Here is a 20,536-nt window from a genome sequence, read left to right as displayed (position 1 = left end):
CGCGCCAACCGCATCAAGAAAAATCAGGACATCGTCAGGGCGTCATGTTGATACGACCGAATTCGTCGTGAGTCGTTGCAACTAAATGCGCGCGCAGCCACTTGTGCGCCGGATTGCGCGCATCGCGCTCGTGCCAGAGCATGTCGACATGCTCCTCCGGCGTCTTGAACGGCAGCTCTTTCACCACCAGCGCTTCCGTCATACCGGTGGCCGCGATCAGGTGGCGCGGCAGCACGGTGATCAGCTCCGAACTGGCGACGATGCGCCCGGCCGTGAAAAACTGGTTCACCGTCAGCAGGATCTTGCGCTCGCGTCCCATGCCGGCAAGGACATCGTCGATCACCGCATGAGGTTTGCCGGACAGACTGACCAGCAAGTGATCGGCCGCGCAGTAATTGTCGAGCGTCAGTTCCTTGTCTGCCAGCGGATGCGTCTTGTGCATCACGCAGACGTATTGCCCCGTGTACAGGCGCTCATGGCTGATCTGGGTTTTCACGGTGCCCTGCCCGTCGGCCAATTGCGCCGTCACACCGGGGAAAAAACCCACCGCCAGATCGACGTCGCCGCGCAGCAGCATGGCGCGCGGATCGCGCGTGGTCAGCGGCATCATGCGGATTTTCAGGCGCGGCGCGTCGCGCATGATGGTGCGCACCAGCGACGGCAGCCACAAAGCCGCGGTCGCATCCACCATTGCCATGCGGAACGTGTTTTGCGCGCGCGACACATCGAAGGTTTCGGGCGTGATCACCGCTTCCAGTTCAGACAAGGCCCGGCGCACAGTCGGCCACAGCTCTTCCGCGCGCGGCGTCGGCTTGACGCCGTGGGCGGTGCGGATCACCAGTTCATCGTTGAGCGTGTCGCGCAAGCGGCGCAGCGCATTCGACACCGCCGGCTGGGTCATGGCAAGCAGATTGGCCGCGCGGGTCAGATTTTGCTCCGTCATCACCGCGTCGAAGACGCGCAACAGATTCAGATCGAGGGTCAGAAAGCTCATGTCAGCCGCGCCACGTAAGGAATAGAGGGGGGAAGAAAGGCCAAAAAATTAATATTCACAAACACTATAACTGATATCCGAAAAGGAAATTGGTAAAGCGAGCTGCGCTTCACTACACTGCAATGCAACATAACACATTTCGCGAGGATCGCATCATGACTACATTGACCGCCCATTACTCTGGTAAGACCGGCACCACTGGCAGCAAGATCGGTGCCGCGCTGCGCAACATTTTCGTCCGCTTCGTACAAGCCCACGAATCGCAAGCCGCTCTGATGACTGCTGACTACAACAGCAAGGCCGAAGGCGCTTCCGAGCTCAACCGCATGGCCAACAAGTTCGAAGCCAGCCAGCCTAACCTCGCGGCCGAACTGCGTTTCATCGCATCGCGCGGCTAATTCGGTTTCAGCAGTACTACAGAACGGCAAAATAGCGAAAACGGCGCTGATAGCGCTACCGGTAACGACGCGTTTCGGCGATTCTGTAGAGCAATACCAGTTTCAGTCCTGAGCCGATGCTCAGGCCCATGTCCGGCGGGGGCAACCCGATGGCCGCGACATAGGTATCTGTCCGATGTCTCCTCCTCCCTCTTTAGGAAGGATTTCCCCGCAGGCCCTGGCTTCGCGGGGATTTTTTTGCCTCCATCGCCTGCAGCGCGGGCGTCAAGGGCAAGCCTTGAGAATACTGCATCCCGACCCTTATTCACAATCCCTATAACTGATATCCGAAGTCTAAATTGGATGTCGCGTGGCGGAACCCATATACTGCACTGCAACAAGAGAGTAATTCAACGCATTTCAGATTCATATCAGGGAAATTAATATCATGTCCGTCCTCGCCATTGCCTTTCCAGTCGAAGCCGCCGTTCCGGTTGCGCAGTCGCTGATCGGCGCAACCGTCGCCATGACGCGGCCGTTGCTGGGCCTCGGCGTGCTGGTGACCTTGTTCATGGTGTTCAAGCCTTTGCTGGCCGGCATCCTGCGCGCTGCCGTGGTGTTCTTCGTCCCGCGCCAGTCGCATGAAGAACGCGTCCAGCAACACCGTTTCAACGGCATCAAGATGTTGAACCGCATGGCCAACGATTACAGCGGCACCCAACCGAATTTTGCAGCCGAGCTGCGCAACCTCGCCGCCCGCGACAACTGACCGACCGTCCGGCAACTCGGCGAGCAATCAAGATCAAGCAGTACGTACCGCGTCTCCTCCTCCCTCTTTAGGAAGGATTAGCCCCACGAACTTCAATTCGTGGGGCTTTTTTTATCTTCGCGCAATTTTTTTACATCAAATGGAGGAATTTGCAGCCAAACCGGCTTTCTCGCGCCATCTCCGCGTGATAACGTAAGGCCTGGTCGTCTCCTGCCCGTTTCTCCGTTTCCGTTTGTACCTGCTTCCCTACCATTACTCCAGCCTCGCCGCTTCGCCGACATCATGTGCCAATTACTCGGGATGAATTGCAATACTCCCACCGATATCGTTTTCAGCTTCACCGGTTTTGCGACTCGCGGCGGGTTGACCGATCACCATAGCGACGGCTGGGGCATCGCCTTCTTCGAAGGCTCGGGCGTGCGTCACTTCGTCGACTACCAGGCCGCCGTCAGTTCGCCGGTCGCCGACCTGATCAAGCGCTGCCCGATCAAGTCGCAGCACGTCATCGCCCACATCCGCAAAGCCACCCAAGGACGCGTATCGCTGGCCAACTGCCATCCGTTCGTGCGCGAACTGTGGGGCCGTTACTGGGTGTTCGCGCACAACGGCGACCTCAAGAATTTCACCCCCACGCTCGACGGCCCCTACCGCCCGGTCGGCACCACCGACAGCGAACTGGCGTTTTGTTATCTGCTGCAGGAATTGCGCAAGCGCTTCGGCGACAGCTTGCCATCGCTGGCCGAGCTAACCCCCGCGTTGCGCGAACTTACCGCCTATATCGCCGGACATGGGCCATTTAACATGCTGTTATCAGATGGATCGGCGCTGTTCTCGCACTGCTCCACCAACCTGTACTACATCATCCGCCAGCACCCCTTTGCCGCGGCGCACCTGTCGGACCAGGACTTGTCGGTCGATTTCTCCGAAGTCACCACATCCAAAGACCGCGTCGCCGTCATCGTCACCCAGCCCCTGACCACCAATGAAACCTGGACCCAATTCCGGCAAGGCGAGTTGAAAGTCTTCGTCGACGGCACAGTAGCCGACTGACGCGATTGTCGTAATTGAGATCATTGACGGACCGGCAAGATTTCTTTTGCGCAACTTCGTCGTCATCCTTCGATATTTCCGGTAAAGCTTTTGCCGGCCATCGATATACATTTTTACTCTGTCAAAAACCGCCACGGCCTGTGGATAACTTTTCCCCGTCAGAGTAAAATGACGGGATATGTGGTGTTGATATCGGGCGATGCAGGACTACCCGCCCAAGCCGGTCAACGCGCTTCCCACCCCCCAATTTAATATAAGAAGATTCATGGAAAATTTTTGGCAGGCTTGCTCCGCAAAGCTGGAGCAAGAACTGACGCCGCAGCAATACAGCGCATGGATCAAGCCCCTGATGCCGCTTGACTACGAGGACGGCCGCCTGCGCATCGCCGCGCCCAACCGTTTCAAGCTCGACTGGGTCAAGACCCAGTTCGCCAGCCGCATCACCAACATCGCCTGCGAATATTGGGAAACCCAGATCGAAGTCCAGTTCGTGCTCGATCCGCGCGTGGGCGCCGCCCGCCGCGCCGCCGCCGCGCCCGTGAATGGCAACGGCAGCAGCAACGGCATGGTCGACGGCTACCCTACCGGCATCCAGGAAGCCCTGGCCGAACCGCCCCCGCCGCCGATGGCGCCGCGCCAGGAGTTGTCGCGCATCAACGCCGTGCTGACCTTCGACAACCTCGTCACCGGCAAGGCCAACCAACTGGCGCGCGCCGCAGCCACCCAGGTCGCCAACAATCCCGGCGTCTCCTACAACCCCCTGTTCCTGTACGGCGGCGTCGGCCTCGGCAAGACCCACGTGATCCACGCGATCGGCAACCAGGTACTGGCCGACAATCCCACCGCCAAGATCCGCTACATCCACGCCGAGCAGTACGTGCGCGACGTGGTCACCGCCTACCAGCGCAAGGGATTTGACGACTTCAAGCGCTACTACCACTCGCTCGACCTGCTGCTGATCGACGATATCCAGTTCTTCGGCGGCAAGAGCCGCACCCAGGAAGAGTTCTTCTACGCCTTTGAAGCCCTGATATCGGCCAAAAAGCAGATCATCATCACCAGCGACACCTACCCCAAGGAAATCAGCGGCATGGACGACCGCCTGATTTCGCGCTTCGACTCCGGCCTGACCGTCGCCATCGAGCCGCCCGAACTCGAAATGCGCGTCGCCATCCTGATGAAAAAAGCCACCCTCGAAGGCGTCCAGCTATCCGACGACGTCGCCTTCTTCGTCGCCAAGCACCTGCGCTCCAACGTGCGCGAGCTCGAAGGCGCGCTGCGCAAGATCCTGGCCTACTCCCGCTTCCACGACAAGGACATCACCATCGATGTCGTCAAAGATGCGCTAAAAGACCTCTTGTCCGTCCAAAATCGCCAGATCTCCGTCGAAAACATCCAAAAAACCGTCGCCGACTTCTTCAACATCAAAGTCGCCGACATGTATTCCAAGAAACGCCCGGCCAACATCGCCCGGCCGCGCCAGATCGCCATGTACCTGGCCAAGGAACTGACGCAAAAAAGCCTGCCCGAAATCGGCGACCTGTTCGGCGGCCGCGACCACACCACCGTGCTGCACGCGGTCCGCAAGATCTCCGCCGACCGCACCAAAAACCCGGAATGCAACCACGAACTGCACGTCCTCGAGCAGACCCTGAAAGGTTGACCTGAAACGTCCAATTCAGCTTCCTCGCAGAGGGAGTTGATTGATACAATGAGAGAGTTGGTCCGGTTTGCCCCGACAGCGCTTTTGTTATTAAAAATGCATGTGCGGAAACACCCGCAAAACTCGGCGCAAACGGTTGACCAGACCGAATGCAGACAGAATTGAAAGCGGCTTTCAGCATCCTTTAAACCACTACCATCGTAAGGATATAGAGACTATGCAATTGGTCAAAACCCAACGAGATACGCTTCTCCGGCCACTGCAAATAGTGAGCGGTATTGTCGAGCGTCGGCACACATTGCCGATTCTGGCCAATATCCTCATTCGCAAGGACGGCGAAAAAGTGTCTTTCCTGTCCACCGACATCGAAGTGCAGATCACCACGCACGCCGAAGTCGGCTCCGGCAGCGAAGTCACCGCCACCACCGTCGCCGCGCGCAAGCTGCTCGACATCCTGCGCGCCCTGCCCGACTCCGGCGACGTTTCCGTCACGCTGTCCAACAAGCGCCTCACCGTGCAATCGGGCAAATCGCGTTTCGCCCTGCAGACCCTGGCCGCCGAAGAATTCCCCACCGTCGCCCAGGCCGAGCACTACAACGCCCAGGTCACGCTGCCCCAAAAAACCCTGAAGCACCTGTTCAACATGGTCCACTTCTCGATGGCGCAGCAAGACATCCGCTACTACCTCAACGGCCTGCTGCTCGTCGTCGAAGGCAAGAACGTCATCGCCGTCGCCACCGACGGCCACCGCCTCGCCTTCTGCCAGGTCGCGACCGAACAGGATTTCCCGCGCCAGGAAGTCATCATCCCGCGCAAGACCATCATCGAACTGCAACGCCTGCTCGAAGAAAACGACGACCCCGTCCAGCTCGAGATCGCCAACAACCAGGTCAAGCTCACCTTCGCCGACATCGAACTCATCTCCAAGCTGGTCGAAGGCAAGTTCCCCGACTACACCCGCGTGGTGCCCAAGGGCTACAAGAACAACTTCACCATCGGCCGCGAACAACTGCTGCGCTCGCTGCAACGCGCCGCCATCATGACCAGCGACAAGTTCAAGGGCGTGCGCTGGGTCGTCGCGCCGGGCAGCCTCAAGATCAGCTCCACCAACGCCGACCAGGAAGAAGCGGTTGAAGAACTCGAGATCGACTACGGCGGCGACAGCGTCGACATCGGCTTCAACGTCACCTACCTGCTCGACGTCTTGAACAACCTCAAGGGCGACTACGTCAACATCGCCCTCGGCGACGCCAACTCATCCGCATTGATCACCATCCCCGACAATGCCGATTTCAAGTACGTCGTCATGCCGATGCGCATCTGATTTCAGTTAGCCGAAAGCAGACGAGGGGCCGTGCATAAGACGGCCCTTCGCCACTTTTAAGAATTCCATTTTCATCCGGTTTTACGTAGTTTCCTTGCAATTCCTTAGTCGTCAGTCAGGCAGTTCCGTTAGTTTTTTCAGAAGGTAGCCATGTCCCCAACGTCCCCAGCACCAGCAGACAACACCAATCAACCGCAACAAAGTCAATATGGAGCCTCCTCCATCCAGATTCTGGAAGGTTTGGAAGCGGTGCGCAAACGCCCGGGCATGTACATCGGCGACACCTCCGACGGCACCGGCCTGCACCACCTCGTCTTCGAAGTCCTCGACAACTCCATCGACGAAGCGCTCGCCGGCCACTGCACCGAGATCCACGTCACCATCCACTCCGACAACTCGATCTCCGTCACCGACAACGGCCGCGGCATCCCCACCGGCATCAAGCTCGACGACAAGCACGAACCCAAGCGCAGCGCCGCAGAAATCGTCATGACCGAGCTCCACGCCGGCGGCAAGTTCGACCAGAACTCCTACAAAGTCTCCGGCGGCCTGCACGGCGTCGGCGTCTCCTGCGTCAACGGCCTGTCCAAACTGCTGCGCCTGACCATCCGCCGCGACGGCAAGACCTACGCCATGGAATTCGTGCGCGGCATCCCCCAAGACCGCCAGATCGAAATCCTCGACGGCGTCCAGGTCTCCCCGATCAAAGTCATCGGCGACACCGACAAGCGCGGCACCGAAGTCCACTTCTGGGCTGACGAAGAAATCTTCACCCACGTCGAATTCCACTACGAGATCCTCGCCAAGCGCATCCGCGAACTCTCCTTCCTCAACAACGGCGTGCACATCCGCCTCACCGACCAACGCACCGGCAAGGAAGAAGACTTCGCCTTCGAAGGCGGCACCCGCGGCTTCGTCGAATACATCAACAAGAACAAAAGCGTTCTCAACCCGACCATCTTCCAAGCCACCGGCGAAAGAATGTCAGACCAGAACACCAACATCACCGTCGACGTCTCCATGCAATGGAACGACGCCTACAACGAACAAGTGCTCTGCTTCACCAACAACATCCCGCAGCGCGACGGCGGCACCCACCTGACCGGCCTGCGCGCCGCGATGACCCGCGTCATCAACAAATACATCGACGAAAACGACTTCGCCAAAAAAGCCAAGGTCGAAATCTCCGGCGACGACATGCGCGAAGGCCTCACCTGCGTCCTCTCCGTCAAGGTCCCCGAGCCCAAGTTCAGCTCCCAGACCAAGGACAAACTCGTCTCCAGCGAAGTGCGCGGCCCCGTCGAAGAAATCGTCGCCAAGACCCTCACCGACTTCCTGCAAGAAAAACCCAACGACGCCAAGATCATCTGCGGCAAGATCGTCGAAGCCGCCCGCGCCCGTGAAGCCGCCCGCAAAGCGCGCGAACTCACGCGCCGCAAAGGCGTCATGGACGGCCTCGGCCTCTCCGCCAAACTCGCCGACTGCCAGGAAAAAGACCCCGCCCTGTGCGAACTCTACATCGTCGAGGGCGACTCCGCCGGCGGCTCCGCCAAGCAGGGTCGCGACCGCAAATTCCAGGCCATCCTGCCGCTGCGCGGCAAGGTCCTCAACGTCGAAAAAGCCCGCTTCGAAAAGATGCTCTCCTCCGAGCAGATCACCACCCTGATCGCCACCCTCGGCACCAGCATCGGCCCTGACGAATTCAACATCGACAAGCTGCGCTACCACCGCATCATCATCATGACCGACGCCGACGTCGACGGCGCCCACATCCGCACCCTGCTGCTCACCCTCTTCTATCGCCAGATGCCACAACTGGTCGAGCGCGGCCACATCTACATCGCCCAGCCGCCGCTCTACAAGGTCAAGGCCGGCAAGGACGAGCGCTACCTCAAGGACGACGTCGAAGAAGCGCACTACATGATGCAGATCGCCCTCAACGACGCCGAACTCATCCCCAGCGAAGGCGCGGCCCCGATCAGCGGCGCCCCGCTGACCGAACTGGTCCGCCAGTACAACACCGCCAACGCCATCATCATGCGCCTGTCGCGCATGGTCGACGACGCCGCGCTGTCGGCCATCATGACCGGCGTCACGCTCAAGCTCGGTACCGCCGCAGAAGCCGCGCAATCCGCCGCCGAACTGAAAAAAGCCATCAACGAACCCGGCGTCGACGTCATCGTCAAATCCGACGAACTGACCGACAAGCACACCCTGCGCATCCAGCGCCTGTACCACGGCAACATCAAGGTCAGCGCCATCGACGGCGACTTCGTCAACGGCCCCGACTACCAGGTGTTGACCAACGCCGCAGCCACCTTCAGGGGCCTGATCGGACGCGGCGCCCTGGTTCGCCGCGGCACCGGCGACAAGATCAAGGAAAGCGCCATCGCCGACTTCCACCAGGCCATGGCATGGCTACGCGACGAAGCCGAACGCGGCGTCAGCAAGCAGCGCTACAAAGGTCTCGGTGAAATGAACCCGGAACAACTGTGGGAAACCACGATGGACCCGACCGTGCGTCGCCTGCTCAAAGTCCAGATCGAAGACGCGATCGCCGCGGATCAGATTTTCATGACGCTGATGGGCGACGACGTGGAACCGCGCCGGGCGTTTATTGAGTTGAATGCGTTGCAGGCTGGGAATATTGATGTTTAATGAAACATAGATAGTGCAATGCATTTTTTAGTATAGATGCATAACTAGTAGATAGCATTTATATTGTTGTGTCCCGACTTGCTTGCGCATTGTTGGCCTGCTCGCATGGAATTTTTGTGATCGTAACGGTCTCTGATTATTAAGAAATTTTTGTCAGTAGCTTGATGCAAACTCCTCATGACCATTTCACCAAGACTTCATTTCATGATGAATCAGGCTTGGACGAAATCAAGTTCTTCTTTTAGAACAAATGAAGTTGAGACAAGAAATGTTAATTGATTCGTCATTAGATGTTGCGGAGATTCCGCCAATTATAGAAACAAGGGATACCACAGCCCCCACAGTTGCCAGTCTCTTTGCGGGCATTGGTGGTTTTTGCAGTGCATTTAAAAATGAAGGATTTCGTGTTGTTTGGGCAAATGAACTCGATCAGTTTGCTGCAAGAACATATCGTCATAACCATTCAGATGTAAAGCTTATTGAGAAGTCGATTACTTCTCTATCGGTCGTTAAAGATCATTTAGAACCTGTCGATGTACTAACGGCAGGATTTCCATGTCAGCCGTTCTCCGTAGCTGGAGCAAAAAAAGGATTTAACGATCCTCGAGGAAAGCTCTTTTTTGAAATTATTCGATTGCTAAAAGAGTTCGGGCAGGATAGGCCAAAGATTCTACTATTCGAGAATGTGCGCAATTTATTGAGTCACGACAAGGGACAAGTTTTCACACGGATTTCGGACGAAATTCAGTCGGCGGGCTACTGGTTTATGCCTTGGAATTCAACAGTATTAAATACAAGAACTCATACTGACATACCACAGAACCGAGAACGGCTATTTATGGTCGCTTTTTCTTGGGATGCATTTGATTTCAATGATTTTCAATTTCCAGAACCAGTACCAATACAGAAGTCGAGAGCAGACATACTAATGACTAACGAAAAGGCGGAAGCAGACCTCTACTTTGACGAGGAGTCTCAATATGGTCGTCTTTTTGCTGAATCTATGGCAACAGGTAAATCAGATTCAGTCTATTTACTTCGAAGACATTATGTTCGGGAAAATAAATCAGACTCATTTTTTACTTTGACTGCAAACATGGGAGAAGGGGGACACAACGTTCCTGTCGTGAAAGACCCATGGGGCATTCGCCAACTGAGTCCACGCGAATGCTTACGTCTTCAAGGCTTCAGTGACACCAGATTTACGTTTCCTGCGGAGCTTTCTAAAACCCAAAAATACAAACAGATTGGAAATGCCGTTACCGTCCCATTAGTTCAAAAACTAGCTAAAGAGTGCCTACGTCAATTAAAAGAAAATTTAAAGAAAGGCTTGAAATGAGTATAGGGTGGAAATTCCCTCCTAATAATTATGGGAGCGAAGATGGGTTGAATGATCCAGGAATCGAAACTTTTCTTAGTCGTCCTCTAGAATCCCTGGCAAGAGAAGTTATACAAAATAGCCGTGATGCAGCAATGGATGCTACAAAACCGGTCGTAGTGGAGTTTGCGCTTTACGATGTACCACGTGAGCTTTTCCCGGGTGTTAGCGAATTTTCAAAGATACTGAATTCTTGCGGAGAATATTGGAGTGAGAACGCGAAATCGCGCAAATTCTTCGCTCATGCGAAGCAGTTGCTAAATCAGGAAAATATTACCTTTTTAAAGATTAGTGATTACAACACTAAGGGTTTGGCTGGAGCGGCAGAACCACGTGGAAAGGATTGGCATAAGCTGACGAAGTCAGTCGGTGCATCGGACAAGCGTGAAGGAAAAGATGGCTCCTTTGGTATCGGAAAACACGCCCCATTTGCATGTAGCGCCTTTCGAACGGTGTTTTATGGCACAAAGGTCGAAGAAGATAAGACGACGGCATTCCAAGGAGTGGCGAAACTTGTTACGCATCTAGACAAAAGTGGCGAAGCAACTCAAGGGACTGGTTATTTTGGGGAAAAAGGGAAACTGCAACCGATTTTAGATGTTGATACCTTAGACGATTTTTATCGGCGTCGCAGATTTGGGACGGACATTTTTATTCCTGGATTTATCTACGGGGACGATTGGGACGAACGTGTCGCTCTTTCTGTAATTAAAAATTTTTTCGTTTCAATTCATGATGGCAAGTTAAGTGTCCATGTCGGAGAAATCCGCATCGATCAAACTACCTTACCGCAACTAATGGAACAACTTGTTGAAAGAAAAGGTGCATCTGAAACAATTGGTTTCTATCGAACTTTGATTGACGAAGATTCGCATGTTTTTTTTGATGAGAATTTCCTCGGCATGGGGCAAATTGAGCTCAATGTCGTAATAGGCGAGGACCTACCAAAGCAAGTTGCGATGGTTCGACAATCTGGCATGCTTGTGTATATCAAGAAACGGTTTAAAACGCCTCTTCGATTTTCGGCGGTGTTTATTGCTAGAGGGGAAAAGCTCAACACTTTCTTAACATCGTTAGAACCGCCAGCGCACGATGACTGGGAGCCAGAACGGCATGCTGAAGACGTTCCGTATGCCCGAAGCGTTTTACAAAAAATGCATAGCTGGATTGTAGATAAGATTCGGGAGCTGTCAGCAACAACTGAGTCGGAAGAAATCGATCCTGAAGGTATCGGACAGTTTCTTCCGGATGATCTTGATAATGAAGACGGCAAAAATGAAACTGATAATTCGGATGAGGGCGATGCTCATCCACGGCCAGTTGAAATGCAAGTTCGTGCAACGAGTCCGTCTGCACATCGACCTACAACGGGCGAGTCTGACGAAGGGGAAGACAATTCAGTTGCAGGAGTTGACTCGTCAGGCAATCGCAACGGAGTCAATGGCGACGGGGTGCTCGTTCCTGGTCAAGAAGGTGTGAATGGGACAGGCCAAGATGGCCAATCTGGAACCGTTAGTGGCGATGGGCCCGATATAAGCGTAAAAGCATCACGGGTAAATTTACAGCGTCTTAGGTTGTTCTGTAGCGATTCAAGTACAGGCGAATATATGCTTGCTTACACACCTGATTTAAGTGGTGACGGCACAATTCAACTCAATGTTGTTGGTGAAGTCGGAAATGAAGCCGCTCCAATTGCATCTGTTGTTGATGTTGCGTCCGGGGAGCAGTATGCGGTTCCCCGCGAAGGAACGATCGGTCCTATTACCTTTGTTCAAGGGCAAAAGAAGGAGTTGAAGGTCATACTTAAAGAGCATCTTCGTTGTGCTATGGAGGTGTCAGCTCATGCAAGTTAATTACCGGGTATATCCTCATCCAGTTTTGTCTTACTTTTCGGACGACTATGTCCGTTGTCTATATCAAACGAATGTATTGACATCCGTTTCACGTACGACATATCAATTTGCTGTGACATCTAAAACCAGCAGTCCTGGGTTACTCAAATTACTAGAGGCAGGCGATGCAGTTCACGGAATCCACATAGAATGTAACGCGACACGCTACCGACGAATTTTCACGTCTAAAGATGACAGATTTAGTGTTGAAATTTCTAGCGATGAGTTGGACGGTCGAGTTAATCTTTGCTCATTTATCGTAGCAGCGAGAAATATAGACTATGCGAGCGAAGAGTTTCATCCTGATTTCGGTGGCCGAACTTTTAAGATTCGGAAAGGAGATGTTCTTGCGGTCGATAAGGATAGGACATTCATCGCCGAGAAGGAATACGATCCTCTTCGCAAATTGCCGTCCATTTTTAGAATCATGCCAAACTTGGCTGATAATCCGCCACCAATTGACATTAATCTTACTGGACACAAAATTGTCATTTATTTGTCCGATGAGATGCATCGTGCTTATAAAAAACTAGCTGTTGATACAGCTACTCCACATATTCTATCAAGCATGATTATCGTGCCAGCGCTAATATCGTTGCTCGAGACCATTAGTAGCGGTTCGGTAACAGAATTCGAGGAGCGTCGGTGGTATCGCGTGTTATCTAATAAGCTGAAAGAACATGGTTATTCGATTGAAGAAGGTTCTAGTGGCTTTAATGATTCGACGCTTGTCATTGCTCAAAAATTGCTGGGAAATCCATTGCTTTTGGGCACGAGAGCTCTTATAACTGTGCTTGAATACTCGGGGGATGAAGAAGAATGACAACAAAAGTGAAATGTTTTCGGCAAGCACATCTTGATCAGCTTCATGCGAATCTTCTTAATTTATTGGCAAAATACAATAATGATGAAAGTTGGGTTGAGGAGTTTTTTGGTGCCGCGCCTTGGTCATCAGAAACATCTTTGTTATTCCCAGCAAATTTTGAGCTTCTAAATCCCGACAACAATTCTCATCATGACCTAGAAAATACTATTCGACTGCACACTGCGCTTCGACACCTGAATATTGCCCAGGCAACGGATGAGCGTCTTTGGGCGTGGCTTACGCACGTCCAATTCTGGGACTATATGCGGAAAAGATGGCCTATTGAGTCTTATCAGAAGGAGTTTGCGAAACCGACGGACATCGGGGTAAACATTCGAGATAGATATTTTTTTACTGGAAATCGAGATCGTGCTCTCGTCCATAACGGCATAGCAAGGCTTTGGTGGTACGGGCATGTCTCATATGATGCGACTCGATCTAATCCGTATGAATTAACAGCCGTCTTACTTCAGAAGCTTGATATTGCGCAAAGCTTGCTTGAACGCAGTTTTTCTAGAAATCCGGCCGTTACCAAGGCGGTCTTGCGAGTTGTAGTAGATCAAAGAGCAGAAGGTCGGGACCTGTCTCAACGAGAAAATTTTCGCACATTAATGAAACATTTAAACAGACTTGGTGGGATAGCAGTCCTCGATCTACTCACGGAAGAAGATATCAAGGCTGAGTTGGAAAGCAAGGTGCGAGAAATTATGGCTGCTTCGACGTAGGTTGCTATTTGTCTTTTCTTTGGTGTCTATCTAACTTATTTTTTTGAGGGCTTTGTTTCAAGCTAGATTTGGAGGGGTGCTCAAGTAGTTAATGCGGTTCTTCCTTTGAAAAGAGTTATAGATGATGGTGGATGTATTTAGCAAGGCGCAACGTAGCGCAATAATGGCTCGTATCAAAGCCAAAAATACAAAACCGGAAATGGTTGTTCGTCGAATTGTGCATGGCCTAGGTTATAGGTACAGGCTTCATCGACCTGATCTTCCAGGAAAACCAGATTTAACTTTTCCTCGTTTTCAAAAAGTCATATTTGTTCATGGTTGCTTTTGGCATCACCATTTATGTCAACGTGGTCGTTTGCCCTCCTCTAATATTTCTTATTGGGCTCAGAAAATTCAATCTAACGTATTGCGGGATAGACGTTATCTATGTGAGTTGCGTATGCAAGGATGGAAGCCACTCGTAATATGGGAATGCCAATTGAAAGAGCGCGATAAACTTGTACGTCGAATTAAACGATTCTTAGAACGTGCATAGGCTAAAAAATCTAAACTTCCGTAACATTGAAGTAGCTACGCTCACCTCTACCCCTGCGCAATAAGCACTTCCTTCAGATAGACCTTTCTCCCGCTCCCAGCCGATAGCACGAACAGTCTCTTCTCCGGATGCGGTGTTAGTACTCATTTAACCCCACATCGATACCTCCTAGCCCACCGAAACCGCACCACTATCCTCGTCAACACAGGCGGCACCGCCATTGCCTCCTCGGTTGCCTCGCGCAGCAACTCGACCGCATGCAGATAGGTCTCCTTGGAAGCCGAAACAGATGCAGTCGGCAGGCTAAGTTCGAGTAATGCGCAGGAATGAATTGCATTGTTTTCTCCGGCGATTGACTCCTTGCGCACAATGACCTCAAGTCGGAAATCACTTGTCGCTGCTGCAAACGTATGCAGTCTTTGCTTCAACGTAAATCTCTCCGTGATACGCCGCGCTGCTTCAGCGGCTTGTTCCGCAAGAAAATCATCAAGCTCTGCCATATGTTTCCAGGCATTGATGAAAAAACTCATCTGTTTGGCCATAGTGGACTGACTCATATTTGAAGCGCGACTTCATTGTTAAGAGATAGATAGTGATCGAAATATATCTCTAGTTTATCTTTATGTTCCTTATAATTGCAATTAAGTTGTCTATAGATAGTGGACTGTAAGCGTCGGTGCCCTGATGCTTACAGCAATGAAAACCCCAAAAACATCGATATCGGCACGAGAAATATTTGCGCAAAATTTACGTCGTGCTCGACGGTTGAAGGATATCTCTCAAGAAGAACTTGCTCTTCGCGCAGAACTCAGCCGCACTTATGTCAGTGAAGTGGAGCGCGCTATGCGTAACGTCTCTATCGACAACATGGAACAACTCGCCATTGCCATCGGCGTACCCTTGAGGGATTTGGTGAGTCCTGATTTGTTCGCGCCGCTTGAAGACCGCATTAGCTCAAAAAAATAATCAAACAGGGTGTGACCACTCGAGCCAATCAAGCTTGGTGATGGAATTAATTCTTGGTATGAAATGCCGACTAAACGACGGTCAAATTTTTCTGCTCGTTTGTCTGAAGCCGTCAGCCGACAATTCGCAAAGCATCACGCGATCGCGCCGCCGCCGGCAAGAGCGCTCTTTTCCCTGCACGTATCCAGGTAGCCGAGCGCCAGGTAGTGTCCCGGCACTTCTTCCAGCACGGCTTCAAACCAGCCCTGGGCGTTGCGCCAGTCTTCCAGCGCCAGCAGGCATTCGCCGATTGCCAGCCGGGTTGCCGGCAGGTCGTGGCCTTCCGTGCGGGCGCGCTGGTAGAAGTGGATCGCGGCTCTGGATTGTCCCAGCATGTGCAGGAGCTGGCCGATATGGCCAAACGTGTCGTGCCGGCCGGGGAAGGCATAATATTGCGCGTCGATGCGGGCGATGCCGTCCAGCAGGTCGGCCAATTGCTGAGGCAGTTGCGGCTCCAGCGCCAGACGCCGACGCAGCGACGGGTACAGGTTGTCGAATACGAAGGTGTCCCACTGACAGGCATTGAGGCAGGCGATGAGGGTGCGCAGCGTCTGTTCTTCGCCGCGTTCGGCCAGCGCCTGCATGAGCGTGAATACGTCTCCGGCGGGACAGGAGACGAACTGGTGCCGCAGCAATTCCCTGGTGCATGGCATGGCCTGGGCCGCGAACAGGAATCCGGCCTGTTGCACCGGCTGCCCGGTCACGGTGACGTAGGGATCGCCGCCGCAGCGGCGGGCCCAGTCGCTCAATATGTCGAAGGGCACCTCGGCCGACAGGCTGTGGTGTATCGCCAGCACCGGCGCGGCAGCGGGCAGCGATGCGCGTGGACGCGCACTGCCCTTGTCGGCCACCAGGAACAGCGACGTCGCGCCGGCGATGCTGCGAAAATGGTCGAGCACGCCAATGGCGCTGGCGGGAAACAAGAACGACGCCGCGTCGTCGCGCCCGGCATAAGCGGCGCCAAGCCCGGGCAACAATCCATGCGGGTCGCGCAGTTCGCCTTCCTGCATCGGGAAGAACCGCAATGACGGCAACAGGAAATGCGTCTCCTGCACGGCCATCTGCAGCGCGGGGTCGCGCGGCATCCAGCCGCGATACATGACGTCGTCTTTTACCTGAAGGTACTCGCACGCCAGACTGTCGAACAAGTAATTGGCCACGACCACCAGGGGCTGCGCGCATGGCGCGGCAGGGTCCAGGCGAATAGCCTGGATCTCGGTTACCAGAGGGGCGTCGGTTTCGGCATTCCATACCGCAAAATCCAGGCATTTCCTTTCGACATAGGGCGCCAGCGCCGGATGGCTGCGCCAGAACGCCACGTTGGCTTCGGCCAGGTCGCTCATGATGTAGACGAACGGGAACGTCTGCCCGGTCCGCTCGCGCCATTGGCACAGCCGCTGAAGCAATGCGAACGAGAAAGCGCCGTGACCCGCGCCCAGCTCCAGCACGATCAAGGGCAGGGATGGCGCCGGCAGCGCTTCCAGCCAGAAGGTGCGGATCGCCTGGCTGTACGATTCGGCCAGCAGGGCATGGCTGCTGGCCATGAACGGCACTTTGTCGTCCCAGGCGGCGATGCCCTGGGTCTGATAAAACCGACGCAAATCCTGCCAGACTTCCGATGCCGAGAAGGGTACATGGTCATCCGGTGCGGAGGGATCAGGCAGGCTCATTGCTTACGTTTCCTTGCAGCAGGGGTTTATGTTTCTTGACGACCCGGGCGTGGTGGGGAGTGTCCATGTTGGATTGCATGAACTGGACGTCGACATCGAATTGTCGTGGGAAGGTGGCGTCGATATAGGTGTCCAGCCAGGTAGTCAGGTTGACCGGGGTATCGCCGGTTGCTTCCGCGTTGGTGTCGTCGAAGCCTTGGAGCAAATGGGCTTTCAGCGCGGGATCGGCGCCGCCGTAGACGGGGATCACTTTGTATTCGATCAGATGCCGGTTGCCGGCGGCGGTGTCTTTCCTGGACAGCCAGCTCTTGATCGGCGATTCGACGCGGGAAGAGTGCACCGCGTTGGCGCTGGTGGTGAGCGGCGTGAGATTGCGGGCAATCCCCTGGCCGCCGATTTTCTGGTTGATCAAGTGTCCCTGAACGAAGCCGGAGGTCGCGTCCGGCCCGACCAGGCGCAAGAACTTGTCCCAATTGGTGGGCGCCGCCGCGACCGGCGAGCCGAAGTGCAGGTTGTCGATCATCTTGGCATAGCCCCACACGCCTCGATTGTTGGTGCCCAGGCCGCCGTAGGTGATGGTGTCGGTGATGCCGAACTGGAAGGCGGAGTACGCACCCGAAAGGCCGGTCACGTTGTTGCCGCCATAGTTCGAATTCAACGTGTTGCTGACGGTGCCGACAATCACCGGTTTCTTGCGCGCCCGGGTGTCATCCGGATTGGTCTGTGCAAACGCTACCTGTATGCCAAGGGCGGAAGGAATGGTGGCGTCGATGTAGGTGCCCACCCAGGCGCGCAAATTGACTGGCGTGTCGGCGGTGCCTTCGGCAAGGGTGGCCTGGTACTCGTTGATCAGTTTGTTCTTCAGCGCGGGCATCGCGCCGCTGTAATCCGGCGTCACCTTGTAGTCGACCACGTTGTGCAGATCGATTGCCAGCCAGTCGCGGATCGGCTTTTCCACCGAATTCCAATGGCGGGTATTGGCGCTTGCGCCTAGCGGCGCAAGATTCTGGGCGGTGCCGTCGCCGCCCATGTTCTGATTGATCAAATGGCCCTGGACCAGATTGTTGATTGCATACGGCCCGACCAGTTGGGTGAACTTCAACCAATTCGCAGGCACCGACGCCACCGGATTGCCGGCATAGTCGCCGTCGATCTGTTCGGCGTGGGCTGAACTGGCGGTGTTCTGCGCAGTCACCGCGCCGTAGGTGAAGGTTTCGTTCATCGGCGAGTTGACGTTGGTCCAGGCGCCGGCGGCCGGCGTGATGGCAGGACCGGTGTAGGTGGACGCCAATTGCAGCGGCGCGCCGGCGGCCGCTTTCTTTTGCACGGCGGCGCTGCCGGGATCGGCGGCCGCGGCGTCGGCCACGCCATCCCCCACGCGCGACGAAGTCTCCAGCGCCTTCGCTCCCATGACGTCGGCCTCGTGTTCCAGGCTGGCGTCGTCGTTGATGGCCACGCCCGTTTTCATCTGCACGGTGGCCTGCACCCTGCCCTGCTTCTGCTGGACCACATGCCATGCCTCGTGCGGCAAGTGTCGCTCCTGGCTCGGCGCCAGATGGATATCGTTGCCCTGGGCATAGGCGTGAGCCTGCAGTTGCGCAGGTTCAGGCGAGTTGTAGTGGACGTTGACGTCTCCCATGTCGATGCCGGACAACGACTCGATGCCGGCCTTCAAGCCGCCGGGCAGTCCTGCGCCTGTTGCTCCCGTTGCTCCTGCTGTTCCCGAGGTCCGGGCGGAGGCGTCGTCGGCAAGCTGCGCAACCGCCGTCCCGGCCGCGGCGCGCGCCTGCAATGGCGCGGACTCTCGCGGGCTCGCCTTTGCCATTTGTCGTCGCTGAGTCTGCGTCGCCGGACTGTTGTCGGCGATGGATTGGTACTTGCGCTGCAGCGCTGCCTGGGGGCGATTGTCGACGAATTCGCTCGCTTCCATCCCTGAACGTTGAGGTTCAGTCCGCCTGGGGCGATCGGCCTGTTTGGGGGATGGCGATTGCGGCGCTTTCATCAAACTCCTGGAGCGGTGAAAGAGATATGAAAACTATCGGTCGACTATCGGTCGATAAGCACGATGGCAGTCATCGGCCGCACGGTTGCGGCTGACAATTATGTACCCAATGCATGTTGCCGACAACAGGTGCATGGATCGCAAAAATTGCATGTTCGTGGCCGTCCGGCATGGGAATATCCCGGCTTTCTTCAGGGCAGTCATAGTCTCGCCGGAAACACCCCCGCCATTCGCCTCAGAAGGATGTGGTTGATCACGCATTTGTTGGTATATTTGCGCAATCACACGCCGTCGTGTGCCGCTGTTCCTCGGAAAATGCTGCAAAAATTCAGGAGAGGCGATGCAAACGAAAATAGAAAAAGCAAACGATCGCAGCGCCCAACACGTTATCCAATCCCGGGTAACAACAAGTGCTCGGCAAGAAGACGCTTTCATCGATCGTCGCCCGCAGCAATCGGCGCAACGAAAACTGCAGGAAATCGCCCTCAACGGCGCCTTGGTTCACCAGCAAAAAGCGCAGGTCGACACCTTGCAAAACGATCCTCAGGGTGTGAGCCAACGCCTTGAATCAGCACCGCAAGCCAATCGCACCGGTTTGCCGACACAACTCAAATCGGCAGTGGAATCCCTCTCGGGTATGTCGATGGACAACGTGCGCGTACACTACAACTCCACGCAACCGGCGCAACTCAACGCCCTGGCCTACGCGCAGGGAACCGATATCCATCTTGCTCCCGGTCAGGAACGGCATCTGCCGCATGAGGCCTGGCACGTGGTGCAGCAAGCGCAGGGCCGGGTCCGGCCAACCATCCAGGCCAAACGCGGCGTCGCTGTCAATGACGATGTCCATCTGGAACGCGAAGCCGATGCGATGGGTGCCCGGGCGTTGCAGATGCACGATGCGGCCGGCCCGCAGCACGCGGCGCCGGGATTTACCTCAACCGCATCGGCCAGCGGCGAGGCTCCGGTTCAGCGCGAGCTTGACGAAGAGGACGTAGACCGCCTCTCCAAATATCTCGTTCAAATACTGCCTGCGGCAGATTCCCGACAAGAAGAGTCGATCCAGCAGGCGCTGTTTGACTGGCTGGCCGAACATCTCAAGAGTATCCATGACATCAGCCCCGAGCTCGTGCAACATCATTATCAACGTATCAAGTTCGCCCAAGGGGTCGAGGCGAATTTCCACGAGGCGGGTCCCTCCAAGCAAATCGTCCAGATCAACAACGACTATGGCGGGTTGCGTGACGACATCAACGGCTTGCTGGCAGGGAAAATCCCGGGCACACCCAGTTTCAGGCGTGATGTGTATCAGGAAGAAATCAATAAAATAAATGCGGATTACATCCGGAACTACAAGAAACTGGCTGAATGGGTCGGGCCTTTCAAGCGGCTCGGCCGTGCATCGTTCGAACGCGATCCGGAACGCTTCAACCGTGTCGTTCAGCTCTTTTCCTGGTTGATTCCGCTGCATGAGACGACGGTCAAAGGCATCAACAATCTGAGCGGGATCGTGTTGAGCCTGAAGTCACTGCTGACCGCCGACATCAACCTGCTCAAGGACAATGCGGTGGAGCTTCCCGCCAATGCACTCATTTCGAATACCGCCACCCAGTCGATCGGCGGTTATCA

At 55.0% G+C, this 20,536-nt stretch carries 17 protein-coding genes; 13 read left to right on the top strand and 4 right to left on the bottom strand.

From position 1 onward, the window contains the following. Positions 1 to 34: 34 nt before the first annotated feature. Complete coding sequence (locus RV1423_RS25910; protein WP_034303309.1) at positions 35 to 994, bottom strand: LysR family transcriptional regulator; 960 nt, start codon at positions 992 to 994, stop codon at positions 35 to 37. A 155-nt stretch (positions 995 to 1,149) separates the two neighbouring features. Here RV1423_RS25910 and RV1423_RS25905 point away from each other — a divergent pair, with 155 nt between their 5' ends. The 11 genes from RV1423_RS25905 to RV1423_RS29430 all read left to right on the top strand — a co-directional run bounded on the left by RV1423_RS25905 (position 1,150) and on the right by RV1423_RS29430 (position 14,230). Then, on the top strand, positions 1,150 to 1,392 hold the full coding sequence (locus RV1423_RS25905; protein WP_034303328.1) for a hypothetical protein: 243 nt from the start codon (positions 1,150 to 1,152) through the stop codon (positions 1,390 to 1,392). A 427-nt stretch (positions 1,393 to 1,819) separates the two neighbouring features. Next, entirely contained in the window at positions 1,820 to 2,140 is a 321-nt protein-coding gene (locus RV1423_RS25900) for a hypothetical protein (RefSeq protein WP_034303307.1), read from the top strand. 282 nt (positions 2,141 to 2,422) lie between these two features. Next, positions 2,423 to 3,190, top strand: a complete 768-nt coding sequence (locus tag RV1423_RS25895) for a class II glutamine amidotransferase (RefSeq protein WP_034303305.1) — start codon at positions 2,423 to 2,425, stop codon at positions 3,188 to 3,190. A 265-nt stretch (positions 3,191 to 3,455) separates the two neighbouring features. Next, on the top strand, positions 3,456 to 4,853 hold the full coding sequence (dnaA, locus tag RV1423_RS25890) for a chromosomal replication initiator protein DnaA (protein WP_034303303.1): 1,398 nt from the start codon (positions 3,456 to 3,458) through the stop codon (positions 4,851 to 4,853). A gap of 217 nt (positions 4,854 to 5,070) precedes the next feature. After that, positions 5,071 to 6,177, top strand: a complete 1,107-nt coding sequence (gene dnaN / locus RV1423_RS25885; protein ID WP_034303301.1) for a DNA polymerase III subunit beta — start codon at positions 5,071 to 5,073, stop codon at positions 6,175 to 6,177. A 150-nt stretch (positions 6,178 to 6,327) separates the two neighbouring features. Then, positions 6,328 to 8,835 (top strand): DNA topoisomerase (ATP-hydrolyzing) subunit B, encoded by a 2,508-nt coding sequence (gene gyrB / locus RV1423_RS25880; RefSeq protein ID WP_034303299.1) that lies wholly within the window; start codon positions 6,328 to 6,330, stop codon positions 8,833 to 8,835. 268 nt (positions 8,836 to 9,103) lie between these two features. Continuing rightward, complete coding sequence (locus tag RV1423_RS29435) at positions 9,104 to 10,174, top strand: DNA cytosine methyltransferase (protein WP_197035009.1); 1,071 nt, start codon at positions 9,104 to 9,106, stop codon at positions 10,172 to 10,174. Next, positions 10,129 to 12,066: a hypothetical protein gene (locus RV1423_RS25870; protein WP_155835303.1), complete on the top strand. Its 1,938-nt coding sequence runs from the start codon at positions 10,129 to 10,131 to the stop codon at positions 12,064 to 12,066. The genes RV1423_RS29435 and RV1423_RS25870 overlap by 46 nt, the downstream gene beginning before the upstream one ends. Next, entirely contained in the window at positions 12,056 to 12,928 is an 873-nt protein-coding gene (locus RV1423_RS30175) for a hypothetical protein (protein WP_155835302.1), read from the top strand. Before RV1423_RS25870 ends, RV1423_RS30175 begins: the two co-directional genes overlap by 11 nt. Next, positions 12,925 to 13,695 (top strand): DUF6339 family protein, encoded by a 771-nt coding sequence (locus tag RV1423_RS25860; RefSeq protein ID WP_034303295.1) that lies wholly within the window; start codon positions 12,925 to 12,927, stop codon positions 13,693 to 13,695. Before RV1423_RS30175 ends, RV1423_RS25860 begins: the two co-directional genes overlap by 4 nt. A gap of 121 nt (positions 13,696 to 13,816) precedes the next feature. Then, complete coding sequence (locus RV1423_RS29430) at positions 13,817 to 14,230, top strand: very short patch repair endonuclease (protein WP_231502516.1); 414 nt, start codon at positions 13,817 to 13,819, stop codon at positions 14,228 to 14,230. A gap of 143 nt (positions 14,231 to 14,373) precedes the next feature. Here the strand turns inward: RV1423_RS29430 and RV1423_RS25855 are convergent, their stop codons facing one another. Continuing rightward, positions 14,374 to 14,787: a hypothetical protein gene (locus RV1423_RS25855; protein ID WP_197035008.1), complete on the bottom strand. Its 414-nt coding sequence runs from the start codon at positions 14,785 to 14,787 to the stop codon at positions 14,374 to 14,376. Between the two features lie 139 nt (positions 14,788 to 14,926). Between RV1423_RS25855 and RV1423_RS25850 the strand changes: the two genes are divergently transcribed. Beyond that, a complete protein-coding gene (locus RV1423_RS25850) occupies positions 14,927 to 15,196 on the top strand; it encodes a helix-turn-helix domain-containing protein (protein WP_034303291.1) in 270 nt (89 codons plus the stop codon). 134 nt (positions 15,197 to 15,330) lie between these two features. Here RV1423_RS25850 and RV1423_RS25845 read toward each other — a convergent pair whose 3' ends face one another. Together RV1423_RS25845 and RV1423_RS29425 are read right to left on the bottom strand one after the other, a co-directional pair. Then, entirely contained in the window at positions 15,331 to 16,905 is a 1,575-nt protein-coding gene (locus RV1423_RS25845) for a hypothetical protein (RefSeq protein WP_034303289.1), read from the bottom strand. Then, complete coding sequence (locus RV1423_RS29425; protein ID WP_155835301.1) at positions 16,892 to 18,907, bottom strand: DNA/RNA non-specific endonuclease; 2,016 nt, start codon at positions 18,905 to 18,907, stop codon at positions 16,892 to 16,894. Before RV1423_RS29425 ends, RV1423_RS25845 begins: the two co-directional genes overlap by 14 nt. 340 nt (positions 18,908 to 19,247) lie before the next feature. Between RV1423_RS29425 and RV1423_RS30170 the strand changes: the two genes are divergently transcribed. Further along, positions 19,248 to 20,536 (top strand): DUF4157 domain-containing protein (locus RV1423_RS30170; RefSeq protein WP_155835300.1); only part of this gene is annotated, 1,289 nt, incomplete at its 3' end.

The sequence above is a fragment of the Herbaspirillum sp. RV1423 genome (genome assembly GCF_000577615.1).
Taxonomy (GTDB): Bacteria; Pseudomonadota; Gammaproteobacteria; order Burkholderiales; family Burkholderiaceae_D; genus Herbaspirillum.
Note: the sequence above shows the minus strand (reverse complement) of the source record. Positions and strands in the feature narration are given on the sequence as shown.

Coding starts and splice junctions, on each gene's coding strand:
- RV1423_RS25910 (WP_034303309.1), bottom strand. CDS start 994: ATGAGCTTTCTGACCCTCGATCTGAATCTGTTGCGCGTCTTCGACGCG.
- RV1423_RS25905 (WP_034303328.1), top strand. CDS start 1,150: ATGACTACATTGACCGCCCATTACTCTGGTAAGACCGGCACCACTGGC.
- RV1423_RS25900 (WP_034303307.1), top strand. CDS start 1,820: ATGTCCGTCCTCGCCATTGCCTTTCCAGTCGAAGCCGCCGTTCCGGTT.
- RV1423_RS25895 (WP_034303305.1), top strand. CDS start 2,423: ATGTGCCAATTACTCGGGATGAATTGCAATACTCCCACCGATATCGTT.
- dnaA (WP_034303303.1), top strand. CDS start 3,456: ATGGAAAATTTTTGGCAGGCTTGCTCCGCAAAGCTGGAGCAAGAACTG.
- dnaN (WP_034303301.1), top strand. CDS start 5,071: ATGCAATTGGTCAAAACCCAACGAGATACGCTTCTCCGGCCACTGCAA.
- gyrB (WP_034303299.1), top strand. CDS start 6,328: ATGTCCCCAACGTCCCCAGCACCAGCAGACAACACCAATCAACCGCAA.
- RV1423_RS29435 (WP_197035009.1), top strand. CDS start 9,104: ATGTTAATTGATTCGTCATTAGATGTTGCGGAGATTCCGCCAATTATA.
- RV1423_RS30175 (WP_155835302.1), top strand. CDS start 12,056: ATGCAAGTTAATTACCGGGTATATCCTCATCCAGTTTTGTCTTACTTT.
- RV1423_RS25860 (WP_034303295.1), top strand. CDS start 12,925: ATGACAACAAAAGTGAAATGTTTTCGGCAAGCACATCTTGATCAGCTT.
- RV1423_RS29430 (WP_231502516.1), top strand. CDS start 13,817: ATGATGGTGGATGTATTTAGCAAGGCGCAACGTAGCGCAATAATGGCT.
- RV1423_RS25855 (WP_197035008.1), bottom strand. CDS start 14,787: ATGAGTCAGTCCACTATGGCCAAACAGATGAGTTTTTTCATCAATGCC.
- RV1423_RS25850 (WP_034303291.1), top strand. CDS start 14,927: ATGAAAACCCCAAAAACATCGATATCGGCACGAGAAATATTTGCGCAA.
- RV1423_RS25845 (WP_034303289.1), bottom strand. CDS start 16,905: ATGAGCCTGCCTGATCCCTCCGCACCGGATGACCATGTACCCTTCTCG.
- RV1423_RS29425 (WP_155835301.1), bottom strand. CDS start 18,907: ATGAAAGCGCCGCAATCGCCATCCCCCAAACAGGCCGATCGCCCCAGG.